Genomic DNA, 26,317 nt, shown 5'->3' with positions numbered 1-26,317 from the left:
GGTTCGGGGATGGGTCGTCGTCGGTTGAGGTCTCCCCTGCCGCAGCGGCACGGGTTGGATGCGGCGCGGTTGCGGTTGCCGGATGGGGGTCCGTGGGTGACGGTGCGGGATCACCTGGTGGAGCGTCTCCCCCGGGTTGAGCCGTCTCGGGTTGATGAGATGTTGGTGGCGGGGCGGATCGTGGGGTTGGACGGTCCGGTGGCGGTGGACGCGCCGTTCGTGCCGGGGATGTTCGTGTGGTTCCACCGGGATTTGCCGGTGGAGGTGGAGGTGCCGTTCGAGATTCCGGTGGTGTACCGGGATGGGGACATCGTGGTGGTGGACAAGCCGCATTTCCTGGCGTCGATCCCCCGGGGGAAGCACGTGGTGCAGACGGCGTTGGTGCGGTTGCGGCGGGAGTTGGGGATTCCTGAGTTGAGTCCGGCGCACCGGTTGGATCGGGTGACGGCGGGGTTGTTGTTGTTCGTGGTGCGGCCGGAGTTGCGGGGGCGGTACCAGGGGATGTTCAAGGATCGGGTGGTGCGGAAGGAGTATGCGGCGGTGGCGCCGGTGCGGGGGGATTTGGGGTTGCCGGTGGTGGTGCGGTCGCGGATCGAGAAGGAGCGTGGGGTGATCCAGGCGCGGGAGGTGGCTGGGGAGCCGAATGCGGAGACGTTGGTGGAGTTGGTGGAGCAGCGGGGTGGGTTGGGGTTGTACCGCTTGTCCCCCGCCACTGGGCGGACGCATCAGCTCCGGTTGCATATGGCGGGGTTGGGGGTGCCGATCGTGGGTGATGATTTTTACCCGGTGTTGACGGAGCGGGCGTTGGATGATTTTTCGCGGCCGTTGCAGTTGTTGGCGCGGGTGTTGGAGTTCGTTGATCCGGTGTCGGGTGGGTTGCGGCGGTTTGAGAGTGGGTTGTCGTTGTCGGCGTGGGGGTGAGCGGGATGCCGTGGGCGGGGGCGGGTGTCGGTGGTGGTGGGTAGCATCGGGGGTGTTGGAGACGATCTGGGGAGGTCGGTCGATGACGGAGCGCAAGCCTGCCGGGGTGGGCTTCGAGTCCTGGGTGGAGTCGCAGATCAGTGAGGCCCGGAACCGGGGGGATTTCGACAACCTGCCGGGTGCGGGGAAGCCCCTGCCCCGTGGTGGTGATTGGTTGAGTGGTTATCTGCGTCGTGAGGGGGTGGAGACGCGGGAGGTGTTGCCGCCGCAGTTGCGGTTGCGGCGGGAGGTGGAGTTGATCCCGGAGCGGGTGGGGGCGCTGCGGTCGGAGGCGGAGGTGCGGGCGGTGGTGCGGGACGTCAACGGCCGTATTGATGAGTGGATGCGGACGGGGTCGGGTCCGGTGTTGGTCCGGTTCGTCGACGAGGACGAGGTGGTGGCGGGGTGGGTGGCGTCTCGGCCGGTGGAGCCGCCCGTGGTGGCGCCGGTGGTGGAGGCGGGTGGGGTGTCGCGGCGGTCGTGGTGGCGGCGGTGGTCGTCGACCTGAGTGGTGGGTGTGGGTCGCTCGTTCGGGTGGCAGCCGGGTTGGAAGTGGTTCGGGTGGGCGGTGGGCGGTTACGGTCGCGGTCGGTCACTTCACCTGAGCGGGATGGGCGGTATGGCGGCGGTTGGCGGGCGGTGGGTGGCGGCGGCTGCTGCTGTGGTGGGGGTGGTGATGGTGGTGACGCCGTCGGCTTCGGCGGTGGCGCCTGCCGGGGAGTTGCTGCCGGATCTGCGTCAGGCGCCGGTGGGGTGTCCCGGTGGGTACGTGGGTGATCCGGCCCTGTGTGGTGATTGGGACGTGTGCCTGGTTTCGGAGGTCGAGAACCCGAACGCGGCGTGCGTGAGCAGGGGGCGGGCGCGGGCGGTGCGGTTGCGGTTCACCACCGCCGAGGACAACGTCGGTGCCGGTCCGCTGTTGCTCTACGGTTGGCGGCCCGGTGTGGACGTGCCGACGATGCGGGTGCGGCAGGCTTTTCAGAGCGGGGTGGACGGGAGGATTCCGGATTCGTTCGCCGCCGCGCAGCAGGCGACGGCCACCTCGGCGTACTACGAGCCCGCGCAGGCCCACCAGCACTGGCACCTGATGGGGTTCGAGCACTTCGAGTTGCGCACCCCGGGTGGTGGGGCGCTGGTGGCTGACCGCAAGAACGGTTTCTGCCTCGGTGACCGCTACGCGACCGCGGATGCGGGTGTGCTTCCGGCCGTGGTCCGTGATGACGACACCCCGCAGGGGCGGTTGGGGCGGGTGTTGGCGGCGAACACGTGCAACATGCACGACCCGGCGGCGTTGACCGTCACCCAGGGGATTTCCGTGGGCCGTGGTGACGACTACCGGTACACCGTCGATTTCCAGTGGTTGGACATCACCGCGGTTCCGTCGGGTACCTATGACGTGGTCAACACCGTCAACGGTGATCGCACTCTGCGGGAGAGCGATTACGGCAACAACTCCTCCTCCATCGCGATCTCGGTGCGGTGGCCCGGTGGTGCGCGCTCGGCGCCGGAGGTCATCACCCGGGCGCCGCAGGTGCGGTTGCTGCGGAGTTGTCCGGGCAGGGATCGCTGCGCGGGTACCTGATCGGCGCTGGGCGTGGTCTGTTGGCGCCACTCCCCCGGTGTCGGTGGTCGAGCTGTCGCGGGTCCGGGGATCAGATGGTGGCGGTGGTGGTGATGAGGGCGGAGTCGTGGGGGCGGGTGCCGGAGGGGACGAGGATGCTGTCGTCGGGGCGGGGGCCCACGGCGGCGGCGGCTTCGGGTGGCAGGCCGATCCACTGGTCGGTCAGGGCCAGGGTCAGGGTGGTGCCTGCGGGGATGCGGCAGGTGAGGGTGGTGCCGGTGGCTTTGCCGTACAGCTCGACCGGGGTGGTGGGGGCGATGGGGGTGCCGTCGACGGCGCAGTCCTGGGTGGTGGGGGTGATGGTGAGTTGGGTGCGCCAGGCCTGGGTGGCGGGGGTGATGCGGACAGCGACGGTGCGGGTGGGGCCGGTGGTGGTGTCGGAGAGCGTGTCGGTGGTGGGTGTGGGGAGGTCGAAGGTGGGGGCGGGGGCGCGCAGGACGGGTTCGGGCAGCAGCGGGTAGGTGGTCGACAGGTCCGCGGTGGTGGGGTTGTCGCCGAGGGCTCTGGCGGTCCACGGGTCGGTGGTGGGGTCGGGGCTGAGCCAGGTGGCGCCGGTGTCCTCGCGCAGGTAGATCAGCGAGTCGGGGCGGGGTTGGGTGGGGGTGAAGCCGGTGCGGGTGGTGCCCAGGACCAGCAGGACGACCGCGGCCACGGCGAGGGTGGTGCCGAGTCGGCCGGGGGTGGGGAGTTCGGCGAGCAGGGGGGCGGTGTGCAGGGCGCCGAGGAGGGTCAGGACCATCGCCGCGGCGGCCAGTGGCAGTCCCAGGGCGGTGTAGAGGGAGGCGGTGATCGCCGGGTAGAGGGCGGCGGCGACCAGGGCGGGCAGCGCGGCCAGCAGCAGCCCGATTACGTCCCCGCGACCGCCGCGACCGGCGGGGTCTGCGGGGTTGGTGGGGTGCGATGCGGCGGTGGCGGGCACCTCGGCCGCAGACGTGGACCCGGTGGTCTTCGCGGCCTCGGTTCCGGGGGTGTTCAGCGCACCGGCGCTCGACGTGCCGGGGTTGGCGTCGTCGCTGGTGGACGCGCCGCCGGTGGGCTCACCGGCGGCGGGCGTGCTGGCAGCGGTCGGGGTGGCGGTGGACGGGGTGGGGTGGCGGGTGGACCACCAGAGGGCGGGGAGACCGGCGAGGAGGGTCCACTGGAACAGGAACGTGCCGCCGGGCAGGACGACGGTGGTGGTGATCAGCAGCAGGGCGGTGAGGGTCAGGACCCCGGAGAGCAGTTCGGTGCGGGTGCGGCGGCGCAGGGCGCGCACCCCTAGCAGGAGGGCGGCCGCGGCGAGGGCGGTGAAGCCCGCCAGGAACCAGCCGCGGCCGTACGGTTCGCCCAGGGGCAGGAAGTCCAGGTCGGGGCGGGCGGTGTTGATGGCCAGCCAGCCGAGGTGGCCCAGCACTGCCCCGCCCAGGGCGGTGCCCAGGGCCGCGGCGGTGGTGGCGGCCAGGGTGCCCGGGCGCAGGCGGTGGCGGCGGGTGGCGGCCACGAGAAGCCAGGCCAGCGCGGCCGCGGAGGTGGCGGTGAGGGGGATGACCAGGGTGTCGGGGTAGTGCAGCAGGACCCGGGAGAACAGGTCGAAGTAGATGGCGTCGCCGGTGCCGGTGGCGGTCAGGTCGGTGTCGCCGAGGACGCGGATGAGGCCGGTCATGGTTTCGCCGTGGTGTTGCAGGCTGGCGCGGTCGAGGTGGGCGAGGTCGTCGTGGGGTGAGTGGTAGTGGTGGACCTGGTTGATGAACGCCGAGTTGAGGCCGTGGGCGCCGTGGTCGAGGAAGACGGTGAAGTCGCTGCTGTTGGGCAGCAGGGCGTAGACGGCGGCGGCCATGGAGTTGGCGACGGGGCGGGTGGAGGCGTCGGCGAAGGCGGAGACCAGGTCGGCGTTGTCCCGCCCGGTCTGGAACATCCACACCGGTCCCCCGCTGCCGCGGGCCTCGAAGTTGAACACCGGGCCGAACCCGTCGCCGCGGTGGCGCTCGACGTGGGCGCGGGCGCCGAGCAGGCCCATCTCCTCGCCGTCGGTGAACAGGAACACCACGTCGTTGCGGGGTGGGTGCGCGGCGGTGGTGCGCAGGGTCTCCAGCAGGGCGGCCACGGCGGCCCCGTCGTCGGCGGCGCCGGGGCTGGTGGGCACCGAGTCGTGGTGGGCGACCAGCAGCAGGGGCACGGGGCCGGGGGCGGTGCCGTGGACGCGGGCGACGACGTTGTGGACGGTGGCCAGGCGCTGCACGCCCGCGCGGGAGTGGGAGACCTCGCCGGTCTCGGTGGTGGTGGAGGCGCCGTGGGCGGTGGCGGTGTCGGTGATGTACTGGCGGACGCGGGCGTTGTCGGCGGTGCCGATGGGGTGCGGGCGCTGGGCGATGGCGGCGAGGTGGGCCTCGGCGCGGGCGGCGGAGAAGGTGTCGGCGGGGGCGTCGGCGCCCAGGGGCTCGGGTGGGGTGAAGCCCAGCAGGGTGAGGGTGGCGACGGCGGCGGTCGCCAGCAGGGCGGCCAGTGCGGGGACGGGCCTGCGGGTGCGGGGGCGGTCGCCGTCGATCATGCTGGTGAGGGTAGGACGTGGGCGGGGTTCGCGGGTTTTTTTGTCCACAGGGCGCAGCGCCCGCCACGGATGTTGTAGGGGGGTGCCTGCCGTTCGGGGGACTCGGGTTGGGCCGTTGTGCGGGTCGGGGCGGTGCGGCGATGATCCCCGCCAAGGGGTGCGAGGGGTGCGAGGGAGGGCCTGATGGTGGAGCCTGCGGTGCGCGGGACGGGGGTGCGGGGGTCATCGCGGGACAGGCTGCGCACGGTCGCGGGGCTGATGGGACCCGCGTTCGTGGTGGCGGTGGCCTACGTGGACCCGGGGAACTTCGCCACGAACATGGCCGGTGGCGCCGGGTACGGGTACCTGCTGCTGTGGGTGATCGTGTCGGCGTCGGTGGCGGCGGTGTTCATCCAGTACCTGTCGGCGAAGCTGGGGGTGGCCACGGGGCGCAACCTGCCGGAGCTGTGCCGGGAGCGGTACCCGCGGCCGGTGGTGGGGTTGTTGTGGGTGCAGGCGGAGCTGGTGGTGATGGCGACCGACCTGGCGGAGTTCGTGGGGGCGGCGGTGGCGTTGAACCTGCTGTTCGGGGTTCCGCTGCTGCCCGCGGCGTTGATCACCGCGGTGGTGTCGTTCGCGATCCTGAGCCTGGCGCCGACGGGGCGGCGGCGGTTCGAGTCGGTGATCGTGGCGTTGCTGCTGGTGGTGCTGGCCGGGTTCCTGTACCAGACGTTGCGGTTGGGGCCGTTGACCGAGGCCGGGGCGGGGTTGTTGCCGGGGTTCGACGGGGTGGACAGCGTGCTGCTGACGACGGGGATGCTGGGGGCGACGGTGATGCCGCACGCGATCTACCTGCACTCGGCGTTGACCCAGCACCACCACCGCGGGGGTGTCGGTGAGCTGCGGCGGTCGTTGCGGGCGAACGCGGTGGACCTGGGGGTGGCGTTGGGGATCGCCGGGTTGGTGAACGTGAGCATGCTGCTGGTGGCGGCGGGGGCGCTGCACGGGACGGGGTTGCCCGCGGAGTCGTTGGAGGACATGCACGCCGGGTTGGGGGTCACCCTCGGTGGTGGGGCGGCGGTGGCGTTCGCGGTGGCGTTGCTGGCGTCGGGATTGGCGGCCTCGAGTGTGGGCACCTACGCCGGTCAGGTGGTGATGGAGGGGTTCCTGCGGCGGCGGGTGCCGTTGCCGGTGCGCCGGTTGGCGACGATGCTGCCCGCCCTGGGGGTGTTGGCGTCGGGGGTGGACCCGACGCGGGCTTTGGTGCTGAGCCAGGTGGTGCTGTCGTTCGGGATTCCGTTCGCGTTGTTGCCGCTGGTGCTGCTGGGGCGGCGGCGGTCGGTGATGGGGGCGTTGGTGAACCGGCCGGTGACCACGGTGGTGGGGTTCGTGTTGGCGGTGGTGATCTCGGGGTTGAACCTGTTCCTGCTCTACCGCACCCTGTTCGCCTGAGGTGCGCGAAAAGCCCCCCGGCGGGTCGGCCGGGGGGCTTGGGGTGAGGAGAGGGCGGGGACTGGGCCATTTCGAGTGGGTGAGGAGGAAGCCCCCGCATGGCCTCACGGGTGCAGGTTATCAGGCGGGGACGAGCCGGTTGAGGTTGTGCAGGGTGATCACCGTGGACCCCTCGGGCAGGTTCCCCGGGTCCTCCAGGCCCAGGTAGAGCACCGGGCCGGTCGGGGGTGGGTCGTCGGTGGTGGTGACGGTGCCCGCGGTGGTGGCGATCAGGTGCCCGACGGTGAGGTGGGTGCGGCCCACGACGGCCCGGGTGAGCAGGGCGGTGCTCGTGCGGTGGCCTTCGACCTGGTTGAAGTTCGGTGTCCCGGACAGGTACAGGTGCGTCCACAGGGCGGTCCAGCCGCCGGTGTCGTCGCGGGCGAAGACCATCGGCAGCGCGACCCGGCCGGTGCCGCGCAGGTCCGAGCGGGTGCGCACGGTGCGCGGTTCGAACGGGGCGCCGCCCTGGTCGCGGGTGCGGGTCATCCACCCGAACATCGACTCCGCGACGGTGTTGAACCCCTCCCCCCAGTAGATCGACACCTGCGGGACGAGGTAGGTGGCGCGGACCTCGGCGAGGGGGACGTCGATGAATTCGGTGGCGCCGTTCGCGGACTCGGTGAGGTCGCCGGAGTAGACGACGCCGTTGTTCTTGAACCCGGTCCACGACACGTGCCCGGTGTAGCCGAAGTCGGCGTCGAGCAGCAGCGCGGAGAGGTCGAAGTCGGTGCGTTCGGCGCGTTCGCGCCAGTGGGTGAACAACCGCAGGACCTCGCCGGTGACCGGGGTGCGCGACCCGCGGGGCAGCACGGCGAACCCGTCTTCGGTGGCGGCCCCCGTCAGCGGTACCGCGACGGTGCGCAGCGCGGGGTCGATGACGACGTGGTCGGCGGTGGGCAGGCGGCGGGCCAGTTCGGCGTCGAGGACCGCGGCGGTGTCGGCGATGGTGGTGGCGGTCAGGGGTGGGCGGGTGTCGGGGGTGACCCAGCCGCGGCGGTCGCGGTTGACGAACACGCGGGCCGGTTGCGCCGCGGCCCGGTTCATCAGGTGTTCGCGCACCGAGCACAGCACCCGCCCCGACACCTGTCCCACGGCGGCGGTGACCGCGGTGAGCACCGCGTCGGTGTCGGCGGCGGTGGCGGTGGCGGTGCGCAGCAGCCGGTCGAGGGCGCGCAGCAGCGTCCCGGGGGATTCGGCGAGGACCGAGGTGGCCCCGGGCAGGTCGCCCGCGGCGAAGGCGGCCTCGGCGCGGGCGGCGCGGGAGGGTGCGCGCAGGTCGCCGCGGGCGACGGCGAACACCCGGGCGGCGTGCGGCAGGTCGGGGTACTCGTGCGGGTGCAGCCGCTCCCCCAGGCGCTTCCAGCGCCCGGCGAAGCGGGCCACGTCGGCCAGTTTCGCCTCGTCGGCGGCCACGGCGTCCAGGGCGGTGAGCAGGACGCGGCGGTGTGCGCGGCGGAAGGACCGGAACCGGGTGGGGGTGCGCAGGGTGACGTCCCCGGCGGAGAACCGGCAGGCCACGCGCAGCACGTCGGTGACGGTGTCGACGGCGATCAGCGGTTCGGCGGCGGCCAGGCGCACGGCGTTGATCACCGCCCGGTTCTCCCGCACGGGGATGAGCCGCGGTTGCGGCCCGGTGCGGCACTGCACGGCCAGTTGCGCCAGCAGCGACAGGTCGGCCTCGTGCAGGGGGGTGGTGGACCCGGCCAGGTCCCGGTACACCCCCAGGGTTTCCGCTTCGACGGTGTCGCCCAGGTGCAGGGTGGTGACCCGGTCGGCGGCGGTGGCGGTGAGGGCGTCGTGGGCGGCCAGCAGTTCGGCGTGGGTGTGCTGGTGGCGGCCGTAGGTGGGCAGGTCCAGCAGGTTGACCGGCCCGTCGGTGGGCACTGCGGCGCCGGAGGTCAGGGCTTGGCGCAGGCACGACACCCAGAACTCGACGGTGTCGGGGACCTCGTGGGGGAACCCGAGGAAGTAGGGGTTGTGCTCGACGTCGTCGCCGACCAGTTCGCGCACCGCGCCCAGGACCTCCACCGCCAGCGTCGTCGCCGCGTGCGGGGCCAACCCGGACACGTGGCCCAGCAGCTCACCGGAGCAGGTGAACCCGACCCCGGCCAGGACCGAGTCGAGCTGCCGGGCCACCGCCGCCCCGTCCCCGGCCGGGGCGTGGGCGCGCGGTACGCGCAGGGTCCTGCGGATGATGGTGTGGATGCGCATCGGGACGTGTCTTCCCCATCGGTCGGGTGCGGCGGCCAGTGTCGCAGGCCGAGTGGGGCGCGGGTGCCGGTTTTCGCCCCGGCGCCGGTTTTCCCGGGCCGGGTGTGGTGTGCTTGAGGGCGGATCGGGTTGGCCGGACGTGGAGGGAGTGGGCGATGGAGGTCGTCGTCGGGATGGTGATCGCGTGGGTGGTGGCCAAGGCCCGCCGCGCGGCGAACCGGGGTGACGGGGTGGTCGACTCCGCCATCGACGCCGCGGTCGACCGGGTCGGGGAACTGGTGCAGGCCAAGCTCGGCGGGGACCCGGCGGTGCGGCGGCTGGAACTGGAGGCCGCGGAGTCCGGGGAGGTCACCGAGCGCTCCCGCACCCGCGTCGCCCTCGCCCTGGAGGACGCCGCCGAGGACGACGAGGTGTTCGCCCGCAGGTTGGCCGAGGCCGTCGCCGAGGCGCGGCAGGTCTCCGGGGGGCCGACGAGCACGGTGTGGCAGTCGATCTCCGGCACCGTCACCGGCACCGCCATCCAGATCGGCGGCGACCACACCGGCGACATCCGCCTCTGAGCCGGGGTTCCCCCGGGGGAATGCGAACGGCCCCGCTCGAGGTCGGGGGTTCCCGAGCGGGGCCGTACAGCAGGAGTATCGCCCCCAGCGGCCCGGTGTTACGCCGACGACCACCACGATCGGGTGATGGTCGTCGGCGTGGTGGATGCCGTGCCGGGCCACCGGCCCCCGTGTCGGCTCGGGGTTCCGGTGCGGGGTGGCGCCGTGTCAGCTCACGAGCTCGAAGAGGTGTGAGGCGTTCTCCTCGGTGAGGCGACCCAGGTTCGCCTCACCACCGGGGTTGAACGTGACGTTGATGCCCCCGTAGTTGCTGTTGTAGAAGATCTTCACCACGTGGATGTGGGTGCGGTTCCTCGCCGACCTGGCGTTGTTCTTCACGCATTCGCCCTGGCCGGTGCCGGGACCCTTGTATTCGTAGCAACCCGGCTGGGAGCTCCCGTAGTTCGGGATGGAACCGTGGCCGAAGTCCGAGACCGACCCGGTGAAGTCGGCCCCGTGGTACAGGCAGAACTCGTAGTCCTCGCAGATGCCGTTGCGGGCTGTCGCCGCGGTGGCCGCGGGCGCGACCGACGCGAGCAGCGCGATGCTCCCCGTGACCGCGACCGATGCCTGGACCACGCGTCTGACGATGGTGTTCACGGCGGCTCCCTGGTGCTGTGGCCCTGCTGGTCCGGAAAATCGTGCGGCAGGTGTCTCACCTTCTTCCACCACCGCCGCCCGAGCGGTCCAGCGGCCCTCCCGGATTTCACCTGATCGAGGGCGGGTTGTGTCGTGGTTTCCGTTGATGTGGCACCAGAGCCGTTCAGGCCGGGGGCTTGCCCGTGACTGTTGAGGGGGTGTCGTCCCGGGCGGGCGGGTGAGCGCGCAGGAGCCGGTCGGCGCGGTCGCGTTCGGCGGTGGCGCGCTGCTCGGCGGCGTCGGCCCGTTCCCGTGCGCCGCGGACCTGCTCGCCCAGGCGTGCGACCTCCCGTTCGGCGGCGTCGGCGCGGGCGCGGTGCGCCTCGGTCTGCTCGTGCGCCTCGCCCACGCGCTCCCGCAGGGCGGGCACCTCCGCCCCCAGGCGGTCGGCCTGCCGGGTCAAAGCCGCCACCTCCTCGGTGAGGCGGGTCGCGGTCTGTTCGGCGGCCTCGGCGCGGGCCACCGCGTGGCGCAGGTCCCCGTCGAGCACCGCGACCCGTTCCACGGCCTCGGCGCGGGCGCGGTCGGCGGACTCGGTGCGGGCCAGGGCTTGGCGCAGGTCGGCGTCGAGGCCCTCGGCGCGGGTGCGGTCGGCTGACGCGCGGTCGTGCGCCTCGTCCAGGCGTTCCTGCAAACCGCGCACCTGTTCGGCCAGGCGGTGCGACTCGTGGGTGGCGGCCTCGGCCCGGTCCCGGTCCCGCCGGGCGGCCTCCTCCGAGCGGGCCGCCCGCTCGGCGTGCAGGTCGCGCTCGGCCGCGGCGGCGGCGGCCTGCTGCCAGGCCGACTGCTCCTGGGCCCGGGCGGTGTCGCGGGCCTCCACGGCCGTGGTGGCGGTGGTCTGCGCCTCCTGCCGCTCGGCCACCGCCACCGCCACCTGCCGCACCGCGTCGGCCCGGTCGCGGTCGGCGGCCTCGGCGCGGGCCAGCGCCTCCCGTTCGGCCTCCCGTGCCGCGTCGACCTCGCGGCGGACGTCGGCGACCTCGCCGCGCAGTCGGGCGTCGACCCCGCCGAGGGCTTCGCGCAGCGCGGCCACCGGTCCCTGCGGGGACAGCACCGCCAGCACCGCGGCCACCTGCTCCCCCAGCAGTTCCACCGCCGCGCCCGGCACGGAGTCGGTGCCGCGGGCGGCGCGCAGCAGCTTCACCGCGTTCGCCAGGTCCCGGCAGGTGCCCGCGTGCTCGGCCACCCCGGTGCCCGGTGGGCAGAACTTCAGCCGCGGCCCGGTCCCGGCCTGTTCGGGCAGCTCACGCCTGCAGTACTCACACTGTCGCATCACCCGGCAATGCTAACAGTCAACAATTACTGCCACTTACTGATGCCTATCATTATTGAGTTGCCAGCGCAGGGAGGGGTGAGAATGACAGTTATCACCCCTCCCCCTGCTGGTGAGCAGAAGACAGCAGGGCGCCACCGGGTGCGCCGTCCGGCCCGGGAGCGCGACGTGATCAGGTGCAGCGGGCAGGCCGAAGGCGCCTTCGGGGGGATGCGCCGATCAAGGGGCCCAGGAGATCTGGGGGGCCCACCGTGGTGAACGGGTCGACCCGGTGGCAGGCGCATCGGGAGGGGGCGACCTGGTCGGTCTTCACCCGCGTCGCGATCGGCGTCGTGGACCGGGACGGGGAGCGGCCGGGTCAGAGCTGACCTCGTCCCGGCCCGCCCCCGTGCCCGGGGCGGGTCAGGTACTCCTGAACAGCCGGTCCAGGTGCGCGTCGATCGCGGCGAGCGCGTCCCGGGGCCCGATCACGTCGAGTTCGATCAGGGGGGCGAAGCCGGTGAGGGCGAGGAGCAGGTGGGTCTCGGTCGCCGGGTCGCGGTCGGAGTCGATGTGCCCGTCGGCGATCGCCTGGCGCACCACCTGCTCGACGAGGGCCAGCCCCCGGGTGAGGCCGCGGCGCGCCTGCTCGTGCACGGCCTCGTCGTGCAGCGCCTCCAGGACGTAGGCGGCGCTCATCCGGCTGGTCGCGCGGGCGTCGGCATGCAGGGGGAGCATTTCCGCGAGCGTCAGGCGCAGCACGTCACGGGGGTGCGGGCGGTCACCGAGCTCGTCGAGACCCTGGTGCACGCGCGCCGAGGTCTGCTCGGCGGCGAAATCCATGGCGAAGGAGAGCATGGCGGTCCGGGAGGCGAAGTAGTGCTGCAACTGCCCCAGTGACATGCCCGCCTCCCGCGCCACCACGCGCATCGTCAACTGTGTGACGCCGCGCTGCTCCACCACCCGCCACAGTGCGCGGGCGATCGCTTCGCGGCGCCCGCGGTGATCCACCTCTTTCGGCATCGCCCGCCCTCGCCTCACACCCCGGGTCCGTTCCAATACAGTTGACATAATACATCTGACCCACAACCCTGGGGTCCACTCGCGGGAAGGGAGCGCCGTGTCCGGACAGCCCGAGGTGCGGACCGCGGAAGGCGTGGTGCGGGGGCGCCTGCGGCAGGGGCACGCGGTGTTCCGCGGCATCCCCTACGCCCAGCCCCCGGTCGGAGCGCTCCGCTTCGCCGCGCCCGCGCCGCCGCACCGCTGGGAGGGGACGAGGCAGGCGGTCGAGTTCGGCCCCGTGGTGCCGCTGTCCCTGCCGATCGACGTGCCCCCGCAGGGCACCGACTGGCTGACGCTCAACGTCGGCACTCCGGACCCCGGCTCGGCGGGGCTGCCGGTGCTGGTGTGGATACCCGTGGGCGGCTACCTCTCGGCGGCTTCGAGCGACCCGATGTTCGACCCGGCAGCGCTGGCCGAGGCGGGGGTCGTCGTGGTGACCATCAACTGCCGCGTGGGCGTCGAGGGATTCGCGTTCCTCGACGACGCGCCGCCCAACCGCGGGTTCCTCGACCAGGTCGCGGCGCTGGAGTGGGTGCAGCGCAACATCGCCGCCTTCGGGGGCGACCCCGGCCGGGTCACCGTGGGCGGGGTGTCGGCCGGGGCGGGCTCGGTCGCCGCCCTGCTGACGATGGAGTCCGCGCGCGGCCTGTTCCGGCGGGCCATCGCCCATTCGGTGCCGGGGCTGCACAGCACCCCCGCGCTGGCACGGCAGGTCACCGCCGCGTTCGCGGACCGGCTCGCAGCGGCGGCCCCCACCGCCGAGGCCCTGCGCGACACCGACCCGTGGCACCTGGCCGCCGAGCTCACCTCCTTCAACGCGGGCCTCCACGCGCACCGGCAGAGCTGGGGGCGGCTCACGGAGACCGGCACCGCGCTGTGCCCCGTCGTCGACGGCGAAGTCCTCCCGGAAACGCCGTGGCCCGCGCTGACCGGTGGGCGCGCGAGCGGGATCGAACTGCTCGTCGGCCACACCCGGGACGAATTCCGGTACTTCAGCGTCATGGGCGGCAGGTACGGCACCTTCACCGAGCAGGACGCCCACGCGGCCCTGGAACTGCACGCCCCGCAGCCGGGGGGCGCGCGGGCCTACCGCGCCGCGTTCCCGCAGGCGGGCCCGGAGGAACTGGTGGAGACGGTGTACTCCGACGCCCTGTTCCGCATGCCGTCGCAGAAGTTGGCCGAGGCGAACGCCGCGGCGGGCGGCACCTCGTACCTGTTCGAACTGTGCTGGGTCGCCCCGGCCCTCGGCGGCGTCCTGGGCGCCTGCCACAGCCTCGACGTTCCCCTGGCGTTCGGCACGCTGCGCAGCCCCGTCGGCACCCGGCTCATCGGCGAGGAACCCACCCCCGGGGCCGTCGCGCTCTCCCGCGAAATCCAGGGGGCGTGGGTCCGCTTCATCACCACCGGCGACGCGGGCTGGTCCGCTCATCGACCCGGCGGGCACCTCACCCGCGTCCTGGACACCGAGTCCAAGACCCTGCCCTACCCCGAACAGGCATCCCGCCAGATCTGGGAAGGCCACTTCCCCGCCCCCTTCGACCTGCCGTGACCGGCTCGCACCCGGGGTGACGCACGACAGCCGCGGGGCCGTTCCCCGCGTCCCGGGCTGTCGCGGTGGGGCGGTCGATACGGTGGCCCGGTGGACCTCCAGCGCTACCGGGCACCGACCTTCACCGACACCGACGGCAACGGGCTGCTGCGGCTGATCGGTGAGGCCGTCGACCTGCTGCCCGCGCTGCCCCCGCCCGACCCCGACGACCGCTACCACGCGCGCAGCCTCACCTCGGTGTGGTTGGCCGGGCTCAGCCAGACCAGCCGCCGCGGCTACTACCAGGCGCTCGGGTCGTGGTTGGCGTGGTGCGCCGAGCGCGGGGTCGACCCGCTGGCCGCGCGCAAGGCCGACACCGACGCGTGGAAGGCGGGCATGACCGCCACCCGCCGCGACGAGCAGGGCGGGCAGGTGGCGGTGGCACCGTCGCGGGCCACGACGGCGAAGCGGCTGGCGGTGGTGTCCTCGTGGTACCGGTACCTGATCGCCAACGAGGTCGACGTGCGCAACCCCGCCGCGGCGACCGAGCGGCCGCGGGTCTCCCGCGAGTCCACCACCACCTCGCTGACCGTGCAGGAGATGGTGGGCTTCCTCGACTGGCTCCTCGAGCGCGCCCGCCGCCTGGGCACCGAGACCGCCTGGCGCGACGCGGCCCTGCTCACCGTGCTGTTCAGCATCGGCCTGCGGGTCACCGCCGGGGCCACCGCCCGCGTGGAGGACCTGCGCCGCACCGCCGGCTACACGGTCCTGCGCTACCGCCGCAAGTCCCGCGGCGACGCCGACGACTTCGGCCGCAAACCCCTGCCGCCGCACGTGGTGGAGGTGCTCACCGAGTACCTGCGGGTCCGCGCCGAGCGCGAGGGCGTCGCCGTGGCGGACCTGGGCGGCTACCTGTTCGTCTCCACCCCGCACCCGCACCTGCCGCAGTACCGGGGCGGGCAGCCGCTGGGGCAGAACGACGTCGACGCCAAGATGCGCGATCTGGCCCGCCAGGCCGGGCTCACCTGCTGGCGCACCCTGAGCCCGCACTCGGCCCGGCACACCGCGGGCACCGCCGCCCTCGCCGCCGGGGCCACCCTGGAGCAGGTCCGCCGGATGCTCGACCACGCCACGGTGACCACCACCCAGCGCTACCTGCACGAGCACGATGACCTGGCCAACAGTGCCGTCTGGCACCTGTCGGAGGCCATCGCGCGCCAGCGCGGGCGTCAGCCCTGACCACCAGGCGCCCGGTCGGCGAGATCCCCCGGGCGCCCCCGGGTCCTCGACCCTCAGCCGTGACCCGCACCTCGTGCTCGGCGGGCACCCGGGAGCACACCCCGCCCGGGTGCCCGGAAGCCGCCGATCTCGCGTTCGAGCAGTTCGGCCAGCCGCAGCGGGGTGCGGTCCTCGAACATCGGGCCGATGAGCTGCACCCCCACCGGCAGGCCCTCGGGGGAGCGGCCCGCGGGGATGGCGGTGGCGGGCAGGCCGGGCATGGTGGCCAGCCCGGCCCAGACGAGCTGGTCGAAGTACGGGTACTCGACGCCGTCGACGTCGACGCGGCGCCGCATCAGGTCGGGGTCGTGGTCGTGGGGGAACGCGGGGGTGGGGGTGATCGGGCACACCACGGCGTCGAACTCGGCGAAGAGCTGCCGCCAGCCGTGGCGGTGCAGCTCGCGGCGGGTGTTCGCCTGGAGCCAGTCGTGGTGGCTGAACACCATGGCGCGCAGCCGCGTCGCTTCCAAGCCCTGGTCGTCCGCGCCCAGGGCGGCGGCGCGGGTCCGCAGTTGCTCGTGCGCCTCGACCGGAAAACGCGCGACGGTGCCGGAGAACAACAGTTGCGTGTAGAGCGTCGCGGCTTCGGTCAGGTCGGGCAGCAGCGGACTGCGCCGTTCGACGCGGGCGCCGCCGTCGGTGAGCGCGTCGGCCACCCGGTCCACGCCCGCGCGCACGGCCGCCCCGGTCGCGATGAGCGGGTGCTCGTCGAGGACCAGGACCCGGAAGTCGGCGAGCCGTCCGTGGCGCGCGGGCGGCAGCGCCACGTCGTAGGCGATGCCGTGGGTCAGCGGGTCCGGTCCGGCCATGACCTCGAGCAGGAGTTCCAGGTCGCGGGCGGTGCGCGCCATCGGGCCGACCACGGCGAGGTCGAGGTCGACCGGCAGGGCCTGCGCGGGCGGGGCGACCATGCCGCGGGTGGCCGCCAGTCCGAGTGTCGGCTTGTGCGCGTAGACGCCGCAGAAGTGCGCGGGGGTGCGCAGCGAACCGGCGAGGTCCGAGCCGATGGACAGCGCGCCGAACCCGGACGCCAGGGCCGCCGCCGACCCGCCGGAGGACCCGCCCGACGTGCGGGTGCGATCCCACGGGTTGTTGGTGGTGCCGTGGATCTCGTTGAAGCTCTGGATGTCCTGCAGCCCCAGCGGGACGTTGGTCTTGCCCAGCACCACCGCGCCCGCGGCCTTGAGCCGCGACACCTGCACCGCGTCCTCGGCGGGCACGTGGTCGCGGTGCTGCGGCATGCCCCAGGTCGTGGGCAGCCCGGCCATGTCGTAGCACTCCTTGACCGTCACCGGGACACCGAGCAGCGGCCGGTCCTCACCGCGGGCGCGCGCCCGGTCGGCACCGCGCGCGGCGGCCCGGGCGCGGTCGAAGTCCGGCACGCAGATCGCGTTGACCACCTCGTCGTCGCGCTCGATACCGGCGATCGCCTCGTCGGTCAGTTCCACCGAGGTCACTTCACCGGCGCGCAACGCGGCCAAAAGCTCTTCTGCCGACCGAAAGTTCCATTCCATGAATTCGACGCTATCCGCCTGCCGGAAAGGGCATGAAATGCCATTTCGCACAACGAGCCGCACGGTCCGGGCGCGGTGGCGGTCCTCAGTGGTCGGCGCGGGTTCCCACGACGACCGTGGCGTGGCGGTCCTCGTCGTGATGGGTGGTCGCGGTGAGGCCTGCCGCGCGGAACGCGTCGGCGGTCGAGGTGGCCTGCTCGTGGCTGGTTTCGATCAGCAGGTGGCCGTTCGGGGCCAACCAGTCTCGGGCGTGGGCGGCGACGCGGCGGTGCAGGGCGACGCCGTCGGGGCCGCCGTCGAGGGCCAGGCGGGGTTCGTGGTCGCGGGCTTCGGGGGGCATCAGGGCGATCGCGTCGGTGGGGACATAGGGGGCGTTGACGGCCAGGACGGTGACGCGGCCGCGCAGTGCCGGGGGGAGGGCGTCGTACAGGTCGCCCTCGTGGACGTCGGGGAGGGTGCGGGCGGCGCAGGCCACGGCCGCCGGGTCGAGGTCGGCGGCGTGGACTTCGACCCCGGGGACCCTGGCCCGCAGGGCGATGCCGACGGCGCCGCAGCCGCAGCACAGGTCGACGGCCAGCGAGCCCGGGGTGAGCAGGGGGGCGGCGAGTTCCACCAGGAACTCGGTGCGGCGGCGGGGGACGAACACCCCGGGGTCGACCGGGACGCGCAGGCCGTCGAAGGCCACCCAGCCCAGCAGGTGCTCCAGGGGTTCGCCGTCGGCCCGGCGGGCGACCAGGACGTCGAGGACGTCCGCGCCGGGGGCGGCGGCGAGGAGCAGGGTGGCCTCGTCCTCGGCGAACACGCACCCGGCCGCCCGCAACCGGGTCACCACCGCCTCCGACACCGGCCCACCCGCCCGGTGGGGCGCGGCGGCGGGGCAGGCGAACGGCTCGGGTGCGGGCAGGTCCGGCACGGCACTCCTCACGGGCGGAAACCCGTGAACCCTACTGCGGCTCCCCCGCCGGGGTCGTCGCGGTTTCCGGTGGCACGTCCTGCATCAGCGTCGGGCGGCGCATCCACACACCGTGCGGGCGGGCCAGCAGGTCCTCCAGCGGCTCCGGTTTGCCCAGGTGGAAGCCCTGCGCGACCCGCACCCCCAACCGCGACAGCGCCTCGACCTGGGTGGCGCGCTCGACCCACTCGGCCACCACCGACAGGCCCAGGCCGCGGGCGATGTCGACCAGGCCCTGCACCAGCACCGTGTCGCGGGAGCCGTAGTCGATGCCGTGGATGAACTCGCCGTCGATCTTGAGGCCGGTGATCGGGAGCTGCTTGAGGTGCACGAACGAACCGAAGCCGGAACCGAAGTCGTCGAGGGTGATCCGGCAGCCGGAGGCGCGCAACTGCTGGGCCAGCGACCGGGCGGCGTCGAGGTTGGTCACCGCCGCGGTCTCGGTGATCTCGAAGCCCAGCCTGCCCGGCGCCACCCCGGCGGCGGTCAGCCGATCGAGGACGAAGTCACCGAAGTCCTCGTCCTCCAGGGTGCGGCCGGAGACGTTGACGTTGAACCGCAGACCCGGGTACGGGTGCTCCACCAGCGCCTGGATCGCCTTGTCGGCCACCCACCGGTCGATCTCGAAGACCAGGTCCGAGCGCTCCGCGGCGAGCAGGAACTCCCCCGGGCCCAGGCGCGGCTCGCGCCCGTCCTCCAGGCGCAGCAGCAGCTCGTGGCCGATGACCCGGCCGCTGCCCAGCTTCACCATCGGCATCGCGTGCAGCACGAACCCGCCGTCGCGCAGGGCGGCGCGGACCCGTTCGACCACGGTGACCCGCAGGGCGGTGTCCTGGTAGTGGCCCTGCTCGTAGACGGTGACCCGGTTGCGGCCCGCCGCCTTCGACGCGTACAGCGCCATGTCGGCGTTGGCCAGCACCTCGTCCCAGCCCACCCCCGCCTCGAACATGGCGATGCCGATGCTGACGGTGATCCGGCTGGCCCCGGCGACCCCGGACATCGGGATCGCGGCGATGGCGTTGCGCAGCCGATCGGCCGCGGCGACCGCGGCCCGCTCGTCGACGTCGGCGAGCACCGCGGCGAACTCGTCGCCGGACAACCGGCCCAGCACCTGCCCGGAGCCGATGCGGTCGCGCAGCAGCGAGGCCAGGGTGCACATCACCCGGTCACCGGTGGGGTGCCCGTGCAGGTCGTTGATGTCCTTGAAGTGGTCGAGGTCGAGCAGCAGGAACGCCCCGCGCGCCCCCAGCGCGAGCTGCCGCTCCAGCTCGCGGGTCAGGGCGCGGCGGTTGGGCAGCCCGGTCAGCGGGTCCTCGTCGACCAGGCGCAGCAGCTCGTCCTGGTGCTTGGCCAGCCCGGCGGTGCCCAGTTCGCGCTTGCGCCACCGGGTCACGTCGGTGACCCGGTAGAGCAACTGCTCGTCCTCGGCCTTGGTGCAGCGGATCTCCAGCCACCGGTGCCCGGACCCGTCCGGGCGCGGCACCGAGATGACGGTGTCCTCGCTGTCGGAGCCGTCCTCGGGCGGGCCGTCGGGGGCGCCCGCCAGCAGCGCGGTCAGCGACCGGCCCGCGCACTGCTCGGTGGTCATGCCCAGCAGGTCGCTCATGGCCGGGTTCGCCCACCGCACGTGCGCGCGCAGGTCGGTCAGCGCGAAGGCGGTGTCGGTGGTGTCCAGCACCGCCGACGGGCTGTTCGCAGGGGGCGTCACCCGACCTCCCTCACCCGTTGTCGTGGGGACATGCGCACGAAGCGTAGTGGACCGGTCCTGTTCAGCGCAGTCGCTCGAGCCCCTGGGCGTCGGAACCGACACGCTCGGCGAGTATCCGCAGCTCAGCGGCACTCGCCCCATCATCGGCCGCCGTCACCACGTCCTCGGCGGCGCAGCGCAGCCGGAACAACCGGTCCTGCAGGTCGGACAGCTCCGCCGCCGAGAGCACCACCGCGTCCTCGGGCAGGCCCCCGCGCTGGACCTGGGTGCGGCGCTCGTAGGCGCGCTGGCGGCAGGACTGGGCGCAGTAGCGGCGCGGGCGCCCACCGGTGGCGGCCCCGGCGATCTCGCGCCCGCACCACCCGCAGTGCCGCGGCGCGCCCCGGCGCCCGGACGCGGCTGTCGGACCGGTCATGTGCCGGGACGCTAGCCGACACCCGACCGCCACTCCCGAGCCACGCCGCTGGGGCACACTCGACGGGTGTCCACCGACCCACGCACCCACGGTTTCCTCAGCGGCCCGCACCCCCGGGCGTTCGTGCACCGGGGCTGGCACCGCGACGACCTCGCGGGCCTGGAGAACTCCCTGTCGGCGTTCCGCCGGGCGGTCGCCGAGGGCTACCACTACCTCGAGACCGACGTGCACGCCACCAGCGACGGGGTGGTGGTGGTCCACCACGACGCGGTCCTCGACCGCACCACCGACGGCCGCGGCCCGATCGCCGCGCAGACCTGGGAGCGGGTGCGGGCGGCGAACATCGGCGGCCGCGAACCGGTGCCGACCCTGGCGGAGCTGCTGGCGGCGGTGCCGGGGGCGCGGCTGAACATTGACCTGAAGTCCGACGCGGTGGTGGAACCTGCCCTGGAGGTCATCGCCGAGGCCGACGCGTGGGACCGGGTGTGCCTGGCGTCGTTCTCCGAGGCGCGGATGGCGCGGGTGCGGGCGTTGGCCGGGCCGCGGGTGCTCACGTCGATGGGGGTGCGGGCGATCCTGGGGTTCTGGGCGGGCAAGCGGGTGCCCGCGCGGTTCACCCGGGCGGCGACCCGGCCGCTGGTGGCGCAGGTGCCGGTGCGGCAGGGCCCGCTGACGGTGGTCGACGCCCGGATGGTGGCGCTGGCGCGGCGCCGGGGCGCGGAGGTGCACGTGTGGACCATCGACGACGCGCCGAGCATGCGCGCGCTGCTGGACCTGGGGGTCGACGGGCTGATGACCGACGACCCGGCGGTGCTGCGCGACGTGCTCGTCGAGCGCGGCCTGTGGGCCACCGCCTGAGCGGACCCGGGTGGTTCAGGGTCGCGGCGGGGTGCCCTCCCACGCCGCTACCCAGGTCTTGGGGCCCAGGTGGCCGGAGTCGGGGATGCCGTTGGCGCGTTGCAGGGCCAGGACCGCGGTGCGGGTCTCGGCGTAGTAGCAGCCGGTGCCCTCGAAGTGGTAGCCGTGGGCGTTCATCCGCAACTGCCAGGGGCGCAGGTCCGGGTCGCAGTCGCCGTGGGTGAAGACCTTGCCCGGCCACGGGGGCGCGCCGGTCGGCGCCGGGGCGGGGGCACCCCCGCCGCCGATGTAGGCGGATTCGGCGTAGGTGGGGACGCGTTTGCTGCGGGCGTCGCCGTCGGCGCGCAGGCCCAGGGTGCCCGCGCACGTCCACGGCTGCCAGCCGCGCATCCGGTACAGGTACAGGGCGCGGTGGTCCTGTTCGGCGGGGGACGCCTGGTGCGGGCTGCCGGTGCCGCCGACGCTGCGCCAGGTGGGCAGGTCGAATTGGTAGGCGCCGTAGTAGCCGTTGCCGGTGTTGGTGGCGTACCGGCCGCTGGACTCGCACTGCCGCAGCCGCGCCCAGTCCCGGGCCGGGGGATCGGCGGCGGCCTGACCGGCCAGGAGCACCGTCGCGGCGCCCACGGTCGTCAGCACGATCAGCAGTCTCGGCACCCCGCGCGCTCCAGCCATGATCGACGACGGTAAGCGGCGCTCCCACTGTCCACAATCGCCCCACCGGTCACACGTACCTCACCGGTTGTCCGTCTCCCCGCGGCTTGTCACCCCATCCAGCGGTGGGCCGTTCGGTGGGTTTGATGTTGGGCCGAACGGTCGTACGGGGTGAATGTTCGGCGATGTTTGTCGACGGGTGCCGCTCCGGCGTGACCGCCGCCACCGGGCAACCCGTACTCTCCGCCTGCACACGAGCACGGCGGAGGCGGTTTTGAGCATGGTCGACGACAGCACCCCCGACGCGGGCGAGGCGCGGGCCCGCCGCCGCGAGCAACGCGGGTGGTGCTGGTACGACTGGGCGAACTCGGTGTTCCCCACCTCGGTGACCACCGTGTTCGGCTCCCTCTACCTCACCGAGGTCGCCGCCACCGCCGCCCAGTCCGACACCGCGCTCAACGGCACCCAGGCCTGCCTGGACGCCGCCGGGGAAAGCGACCGGCTCAACAACTGCGACATCACCCTGCTCGGCCTGCACTTCCCGGCCGGGTCGCTGTGGGGGTACCTGCTCTCCATCGCCACCGTCATCCAGGTGCTGATCGTGCCGCTGATGGGCGCCATCGCCGACCGCAGCACCAACAAGAAGCCCATGCTGGCCGCGTTCGCCTTCGGCGGGTCGATCGCCACCGCGGCGATGGCCCTGGTCGGCGGCGGCGCCTGGGGGCTGGGGGTGGTGCTGTTCATCCTGGGCAACATCGGCTACGGCACCTCGGTGGTCATCTACTACTCGTACCTGCCCGAGATCGCCACCGCCGACGAGCGCGACCGCCTCTCCACCAACGGCTGGGCGTTCGGCTACCTCGGCGGCGGGGTGGCGCTGGCCATCCAGCTCGTGGTGTACCTGTTCCGCGACAGCCTCGGCATCACCGCGGGCAACGCCGCGCAGATCGCGTTCCTGACCTCCGGGATCTGGTGGTCGCTGTTCACCCTGATCCCGCTGCGGCGGCTGCGCGGGCACCACGACCGCGCCGACCTGCCGCCCGCGCGGGGGTCGGTGGTCACCGCCGGGTTCCGCGAGCTGCGCGACACCCTGCGCCACGCCAGGGCGTTCCCGCTGACCCTGGCGTTCCTGGGCACCTACCTGATCTACACCGACGGCATCGCCACCGTCGCCAACGTCTCGGCCCAGTACGGCAGCGAGGAACTGGGCTTCGAGGCGGAGGTGCTGATCACCACGATCCTCATCGTGCAGTTCGTGGCGTTCTTCGGCGGGGTGCTGCACGGGCTGGTGGCCAGGCGCATCGGCGCCAAGAAGACGATCATGGCCAGCCTGCTGGTGTGGGTGCTGGTCATCGGCGCGGCGTACTTCGTGCAGGCCGGGCAGGCGTTGCAGTTCTACGCCCTGGCTGGCGGCATCGGCCTGGTGCTCGGCGGCACGAACGCGCTGTCGCGGTCGCTGTTCAGCCAGATGGTGCCCCCGGGCAAGGAGGCGCAGTACTTCTCCGTCTACGAGATCGGCGAGCGCGCCACCTCGTGGCTGGGCCCGCTGGTGTTCGCGGTGATGGCCTCGACGACGGGGTCCTACCGGTACGCGATCATCTCGCTGGTCATCTTCTTCTTCGTCGGGCTGGTGCTGATGTACTTCGTGCCGGTGCGCCGCGCGATCGCCGCGGTGGGCAACAAGGCCCCGGAGTTGCTTTGAGGGCTTCCCGGTCCGCGGACGGGTCGCGCGCACACGCAAACCACTCGCTCCGCTACCCACAGTGACAGAAATCCGGTCGAACTCGACTTCGCCTCAATTACCGTGTGTCATCAAGCGCTCCACCGCTGTCACCTCCACCGAGGTGGCCGCCGAGGCGAACTTGTGGCCTGCGGACAACTCTCCATCGCCTGGACGCACGGTTGAGAGCTATCATCCCCCAAGTGGGTGAGATGTTGGCGTCGATCGTGGAGCAGCGCGTCACGAAACCGAAAAACGGGCATCTCTCAGTAGGACGCTGTCGTTGACGGGTGAATAATGTCACCCTGAGCGATCGCGGCGGGCGGTCGGGGAATGCCTTCCCCGCTCTGTTCGTTGCGCTGGGTGAGCAACACCCCGGGCTCTGCTGGACGAGCCGAGTGAAAGGACACCGCTATGGCCGACCGTGTTCTCCGTGGTAGCCGGCTAGGTGCGGTCAGCTACGAGACTGACCGCAATCACGACCTCGCCCCCCGCCGGACGGTCCGGTACGCGTGCCCGAAGGACCACGACTTCGAGGTCCCCTTCTCCGACGACGCCGAGGTCCCCTCGGTGTGGGAGTGCAGGCTGCACGGGCTCGAGTCGAAGATGATCGACGGGTCCGACCCGGAACCGAAGAAGGTCAAGCCGCCGCGCACGCACTGGGACATGCTGCTGGAACGCCGCTCCATCCCGGAGCTGGAGGACCTGCTGACCGAGCGCCTGGCCGAGCTGCGCACCCGCCGCCGCCCCGCCTAGCCGCACCACACCGCCAGACCGACGGCCGCCCGGGACTCCCCCACTCGGGCGGCCGTTTCCCTGCCTGGGGCACAACCACCGAGCCCTGCCCGCGGCACGACCGTCGAGCGCCCACCCGGCTGCCGGGTGGGCGCTCGACGGCGTTCACTTGATGCGCAGCAGCGCCTTGAGCTGGTTGCCCCGGCGGCGCAGACCCCACTTGGTGACCCGCCACAGCGCCTCGCGGACGATGTTGCCGCTCATCTTCGACTGGCCGCGCTCGCGCTCGGTGAAGGTGATCGGCACCTCGACCACGGTGAACCCGGCCTCGATGGTGCGCCAGGCCAGGTCGACCTGGAAGCAGTAGCCCTGGGAGGCGACGTTGCCCAGCTTGAGCTTCTCCAGCACCGCCCGCCGGAACGCCCGGTAGCCGCCGGTGATGTCGCGGACCTTCGCCCCCAGCGCGAGCTGGGAGTACAGGTTGCCGCCCCGGGAGAGCACCTCGCGGCTCTTGGGCCAGTTGACGACCCTGCCGCCGGGCACGTACCGGGAACCGAGCACCAGGTCGGCGTCGCCGAGGGCGTCGAGCATCCTGGGCAGGTCCTCGGGGGCGTGCGAGCCGTCGGCGTCCATCTCCACGACGACGGCGTAGTCGTGCTCCAGCGCCCAGGTGAACCCGGCCAGGTACGCCGCGCCCAGGCCCGCCTTCTCCGTGCGGTGCAGCACGTGCACCCGCTCGTCGGCGGCGGCCAGCTCGTCGGCCAGCTCGCCGGTGCCGTCGGGGCTGCCGTCGTCGACCACCAGCGCGTGCGCCCCGGGGAGTGCGGCGTTGAGCCGTTCGATGATGATCCCGAGGTTCTCCCGCTCGTTGTAGGTCGGGATCACCACCAGCACCGGGTCGAGCTGTGCGGGATCGTGCGGCTGCTCCGCCATGCGCGGTCTCCTCCTCGCCGGTGCGCGGGCGCGCCCCGGACCATCGAACCTGTCGCCGTCATGCCTGTCGGGGGGCGCCCGGGGTGGTCGCCACACCAGCCCCGGTCGTCCGTGCGCGCCTGCCCGCCACCAGTGCGGACACCAGTGCGGCGAGGGCGACGGCCACCATGACCGCTTCCGGCCACACGCCCAATCGGTCCGCCATCGTAGTCGCCGACCGCAGCGGCAGCGCCGCCACCAGTGCGGCGGGGGTGAAAAGACCGGTTTCGGCGAGGACCGACCCGTCGGGGCGGATCAGCGCGCTGACCCCGCTGGTGGCCGCGACGACGACGCCGCGGCCGTGCTCGACGGCGCGCACCCGGTCCATGGCGAGCTGCTGGTAGGTCATCTCCGAGCGGCCGAAGGTGGCGTTGTTGGTGGGGATGGCCAGCAGGTTCGACCCGTTGCGCACCGAGTCGCGCACCACCGAGTCGAACGCCACCTCGTAGCAGGTGGCCAGCGCCACCCTGGCCCGGCCCATGGTGAACACGGTGGGGTCGGTGCCGGGCTGGAAGTTGCCCGCCCGGTCGACCTCGGCGCTGAAGAGGCGGAACAGCGACCGCATCGGCATGGTCTCGCCGAAGGGTTGCAACTGCCGCTTGGTGTACCGGTCGACCGGCCCGAGCTGCGGGTCCCACAGCACGACGGTGTTGCGCGGCAGCCGGTCCTCGCCGACGACCACCGAGCCCACGGCGATGGGCACCCCGATGTCGCGGGCGGCGCCGTCGATGAGGGCGCGGGCGTCGGCGTTGCGGAACGGGTCGATGTCGGAGGCGTTCTCCGGCCAGATCACCAGGTCGGGCTGGGGCACCCGGCCCGCGCGGACGTCGGCGGCGAGCTGGTGGGTGCGGGTGACGTGGTTGTCGAGCACGGCGCGGCGCTGGGCGTTGAAGTCCAGCCCGGCGCGCGGCACGTTGCCCTGCACGGCGGCGACGGTGACCTCGCCGGAGTCGGCATCGGTGCCCACGGCCCCGGTGGCCGCGATCCCGGCCAGCAGGGGCGCGACGGTGGCCAGCACCGGGACCAGCAGCAGCTTCGGGGTGCCCCGGCCGGTGGCCAGGCGATGGGCGAGTTCGCCGAGGCCGAAGCCGGTGAGGCAGACCGCGAGCGCGATCAGCGGGGTGCCGCCGAGGGAGGCCAGCGGCAGGTACAGGCCCTCGGGCTGGCTGAAGGCGAGCTTGACCCAGGGGAACCCGCCGAAGGGCACCACCGAGCGCAGGGTCTCCCCCGCCACCCACAGCAGCGCCGTCCACAGCACCGCCCCGGGCAGCCTGCTGACCACGGCCATCGCCGCGCAGGCCAGCCCGACGAACAGCGCTTCGAGCAGGCTCAGCGGCAACCAGGCGACCGGGCCGACGAACACCCCGGTCCAGGCCAGCGCCGGGGTCATCAGCCCCAGGCCGAACAGCACCCCGTAGCCGAACCCGGCGCGCGCCCGCCGCCCGCGCAGCACCCAGCCCAGCACGGCCAACCCGATCGGGGCCAGCCACCACAGGGTGCGCGGCGGCCAGGCCAGGTAGGTGAGCCCACCGGCGGCCAGCACGGCGGCGCAGCGCAGCAGCACGGCCAGGCGGGCGGAGCGGGTGGGGGTGTCCGGACCGGGGTCCGGTGCGACGGCGGGGGCGACCACCGCGCCAGCCTA

At 73.1% G+C, this 26,317-nt stretch carries 22 protein-coding genes; 10 read left to right on the top strand and 12 right to left on the bottom strand.

Going from position 1 to position 26,317, the window contains the following annotated elements; all coding sequences use genetic code 11:
- Positions 1–9 precede the first annotated feature (9 nt).
- The 3 genes from DFQ13_RS13705 (at position 10) to DFQ13_RS13695 (ending at position 2,542) form a co-directional block, all read left to right on the top strand.
- The gene (locus tag DFQ13_RS13705) at positions 10–921 is read left to right on the top strand and encodes an RluA family pseudouridine synthase (protein ID WP_110080065.1); all 912 of its coding nucleotides are present in this window, start codon (positions 10–12) and stop codon (positions 919–921) included.
- Between the two features lie 82 nt (positions 922–1,003).
- On the top strand, positions 1,004–1,468 hold the full coding sequence (locus DFQ13_RS13700; protein WP_035282304.1) for a DnaJ family domain-containing protein: 465 nt from the start codon (positions 1,004–1,006) through the stop codon (positions 1,466–1,468).
- 294 nt (positions 1,469–1,762) lie between these two features.
- Positions 1,763–2,542 carry a lysyl oxidase family protein gene (locus tag DFQ13_RS13695; protein WP_233438394.1) on the top strand — a complete coding sequence of 260 codons (780 nt, stop codon included), beginning with the start codon at positions 1,763–1,765 and terminating at the stop codon, positions 2,540–2,542.
- Positions 2,543–2,612: 70 nt separating this feature from the next.
- On the opposite strand, the gene DFQ13_RS35590 is transcribed toward DFQ13_RS13695, so the two are convergent.
- A complete protein-coding gene (locus DFQ13_RS35590) occupies positions 2,613–5,108 on the bottom strand; it encodes a M20/M25/M40 family metallo-hydrolase (protein WP_110080062.1) in 2,496 nt (831 codons plus the stop codon).
- 183 nt (positions 5,109–5,291) lie between these two features.
- Between DFQ13_RS35590 and DFQ13_RS13685 the strand changes: the two genes are divergently transcribed.
- Positions 5,292–6,539: an Nramp family divalent metal transporter gene (locus tag DFQ13_RS13685; RefSeq protein ID WP_110080061.1), complete on the top strand. Its 1,248-nt coding sequence runs from the start codon at positions 5,292–5,294 to the stop codon at positions 6,537–6,539.
- Between the two features lie 120 nt (positions 6,540–6,659).
- Here the strand turns inward: DFQ13_RS13685 and DFQ13_RS13680 are convergent, their stop codons facing one another.
- Entirely contained in the window at positions 6,660–8,792 is a 2,133-nt protein-coding gene (locus DFQ13_RS13680) for a TerD family protein (RefSeq protein WP_110080060.1), read from the bottom strand.
- A 155-nt stretch (positions 8,793–8,947) separates the two neighbouring features.
- Here DFQ13_RS13680 and DFQ13_RS13675 point away from each other — a divergent pair, with 155 nt between their 5' ends.
- Positions 8,948–9,352 (top strand): hypothetical protein, encoded by a 405-nt coding sequence (locus tag DFQ13_RS13675; protein WP_035282241.1) that lies wholly within the window; start codon positions 8,948–8,950, stop codon positions 9,350–9,352.
- 207 nt (positions 9,353–9,559) lie between these two features.
- Here DFQ13_RS13675 and DFQ13_RS13670 read toward each other — a convergent pair whose 3' ends face one another.
- The 3 genes from DFQ13_RS13670 to DFQ13_RS13660 all read right to left on the bottom strand — a co-directional run bounded on the left by DFQ13_RS13670 (position 9,560) and on the right by DFQ13_RS13660 (position 12,305).
- On the bottom strand, positions 9,560–9,991 hold the full coding sequence (locus tag DFQ13_RS13670) for a peptidase inhibitor family I36 protein (protein ID WP_110080059.1): 432 nt from the start codon (positions 9,989–9,991) through the stop codon (positions 9,560–9,562).
- 163 nt (positions 9,992–10,154) lie between these two features.
- Entirely contained in the window at positions 10,155–11,306 is a 1,152-nt protein-coding gene (locus tag DFQ13_RS13665; protein WP_181399966.1) for a coiled-coil domain-containing protein, read from the bottom strand.
- A gap of 399 nt (positions 11,307–11,705) precedes the next feature.
- Complete coding sequence (locus DFQ13_RS13660) at positions 11,706–12,305, bottom strand: TetR/AcrR family transcriptional regulator (protein WP_110080057.1); 600 nt, start codon at positions 12,303–12,305, stop codon at positions 11,706–11,708.
- 97 nt (positions 12,306–12,402) lie between these two features.
- Between DFQ13_RS13660 and DFQ13_RS13655 the strand changes: the two genes are divergently transcribed.
- Both DFQ13_RS13655 and DFQ13_RS13650 read left to right on the top strand, forming a co-directional pair.
- The gene (locus DFQ13_RS13655; RefSeq protein WP_110080056.1) at positions 12,403–13,893 is read left to right on the top strand and encodes a carboxylesterase/lipase family protein; all 1,491 of its coding nucleotides are present in this window, start codon (positions 12,403–12,405) and stop codon (positions 13,891–13,893) included.
- A 90-nt stretch (positions 13,894–13,983) separates the two neighbouring features.
- The gene (locus DFQ13_RS13650; RefSeq protein ID WP_035282253.1) at positions 13,984–15,111 is read left to right on the top strand and encodes a tyrosine-type recombinase/integrase; all 1,128 of its coding nucleotides are present in this window, start codon (positions 13,984–13,986) and stop codon (positions 15,109–15,111) included.
- Between the two features lie 53 nt (positions 15,112–15,164).
- Here DFQ13_RS13650 and DFQ13_RS13645 read toward each other — a convergent pair whose 3' ends face one another.
- The 4 genes from DFQ13_RS13645 to DFQ13_RS13630 form a co-directional block, all read right to left on the bottom strand.
- Positions 15,165–16,664 carry an amidase gene (locus tag DFQ13_RS13645; protein WP_110080055.1) on the bottom strand — a complete coding sequence of 500 codons (1,500 nt, stop codon included), beginning with the start codon at positions 16,662–16,664 and terminating at the stop codon, positions 15,165–15,167.
- A gap of 85 nt (positions 16,665–16,749) precedes the next feature.
- Positions 16,750–17,508 (bottom strand): putative protein N(5)-glutamine methyltransferase, encoded by a 759-nt coding sequence (locus DFQ13_RS13640; protein WP_110080169.1) that lies wholly within the window; start codon positions 17,506–17,508, stop codon positions 16,750–16,752.
- 100 nt (positions 17,509–17,608) lie between these two features.
- The gene (locus tag DFQ13_RS13635) at positions 17,609–19,324 is read right to left on the bottom strand and encodes a putative bifunctional diguanylate cyclase/phosphodiesterase (RefSeq protein ID WP_052021133.1); all 1,716 of its coding nucleotides are present in this window, start codon (positions 19,322–19,324) and stop codon (positions 17,609–17,611) included.
- 61 nt (positions 19,325–19,385) lie between these two features.
- Positions 19,386–19,739: a hypothetical protein gene (locus DFQ13_RS13630; RefSeq protein ID WP_035282257.1), complete on the bottom strand. Its 354-nt coding sequence runs from the start codon at positions 19,737–19,739 to the stop codon at positions 19,386–19,388.
- A gap of 66 nt (positions 19,740–19,805) precedes the next feature.
- On the opposite strand from DFQ13_RS13630, the gene DFQ13_RS13625 reads away from it, so the two are divergent.
- The gene (locus DFQ13_RS13625; protein ID WP_110080054.1) at positions 19,806–20,597 is read left to right on the top strand and encodes a glycerophosphodiester phosphodiesterase; all 792 of its coding nucleotides are present in this window, start codon (positions 19,806–19,808) and stop codon (positions 20,595–20,597) included.
- Between the two features lie 15 nt (positions 20,598–20,612).
- Here DFQ13_RS13625 and DFQ13_RS13620 read toward each other — a convergent pair whose 3' ends face one another.
- Entirely contained in the window at positions 20,613–21,269 is a 657-nt protein-coding gene (locus DFQ13_RS13620; RefSeq protein ID WP_084175537.1) for a transglycosylase family protein, read from the bottom strand.
- A 259-nt stretch (positions 21,270–21,528) separates the two neighbouring features.
- Between DFQ13_RS13620 and DFQ13_RS13615 the strand changes: the two genes are divergently transcribed.
- Both DFQ13_RS13615 and DFQ13_RS13610 read left to right on the top strand, forming a co-directional pair.
- The gene (locus DFQ13_RS13615) at positions 21,529–22,950 is read left to right on the top strand and encodes an MFS transporter (RefSeq protein WP_110080053.1); all 1,422 of its coding nucleotides are present in this window, start codon (positions 21,529–21,531) and stop codon (positions 22,948–22,950) included.
- 432 nt (positions 22,951–23,382) lie between these two features.
- The gene (locus DFQ13_RS13610; RefSeq protein ID WP_035282262.1) at positions 23,383–23,724 is read left to right on the top strand and encodes an RNA polymerase-binding protein RbpA; all 342 of its coding nucleotides are present in this window, start codon (positions 23,383–23,385) and stop codon (positions 23,722–23,724) included.
- Positions 23,725–23,868: 144 nt separating this feature from the next.
- Here the strand turns inward: DFQ13_RS13610 and DFQ13_RS13605 are convergent, their stop codons facing one another.
- Together DFQ13_RS13605 and lnt are read right to left on the bottom strand one after the other, a co-directional pair.
- Positions 23,869–24,636: a polyprenol monophosphomannose synthase gene (locus tag DFQ13_RS13605; protein ID WP_035282265.1), complete on the bottom strand. Its 768-nt coding sequence runs from the start codon at positions 24,634–24,636 to the stop codon at positions 23,869–23,871.
- 58 nt (positions 24,637–24,694) lie between these two features.
- Positions 24,695–26,305 carry an apolipoprotein N-acyltransferase gene (lnt, locus tag DFQ13_RS13600; RefSeq protein WP_110080052.1) on the bottom strand — a complete coding sequence of 537 codons (1,611 nt, stop codon included), beginning with the start codon at positions 26,303–26,305 and terminating at the stop codon, positions 24,695–24,697.
- Positions 26,306–26,317: the final 12 nt, after the last annotated feature.

This window comes from Actinokineospora spheciospongiae, from assembly GCF_003182415.1.
Taxonomy (GTDB): domain Bacteria; phylum Actinomycetota; class Actinomycetes; order Mycobacteriales; family Pseudonocardiaceae; genus Actinokineospora; species Actinokineospora spheciospongiae.
This window is presented reverse-complemented; position numbering and strand designations above follow the sequence as displayed.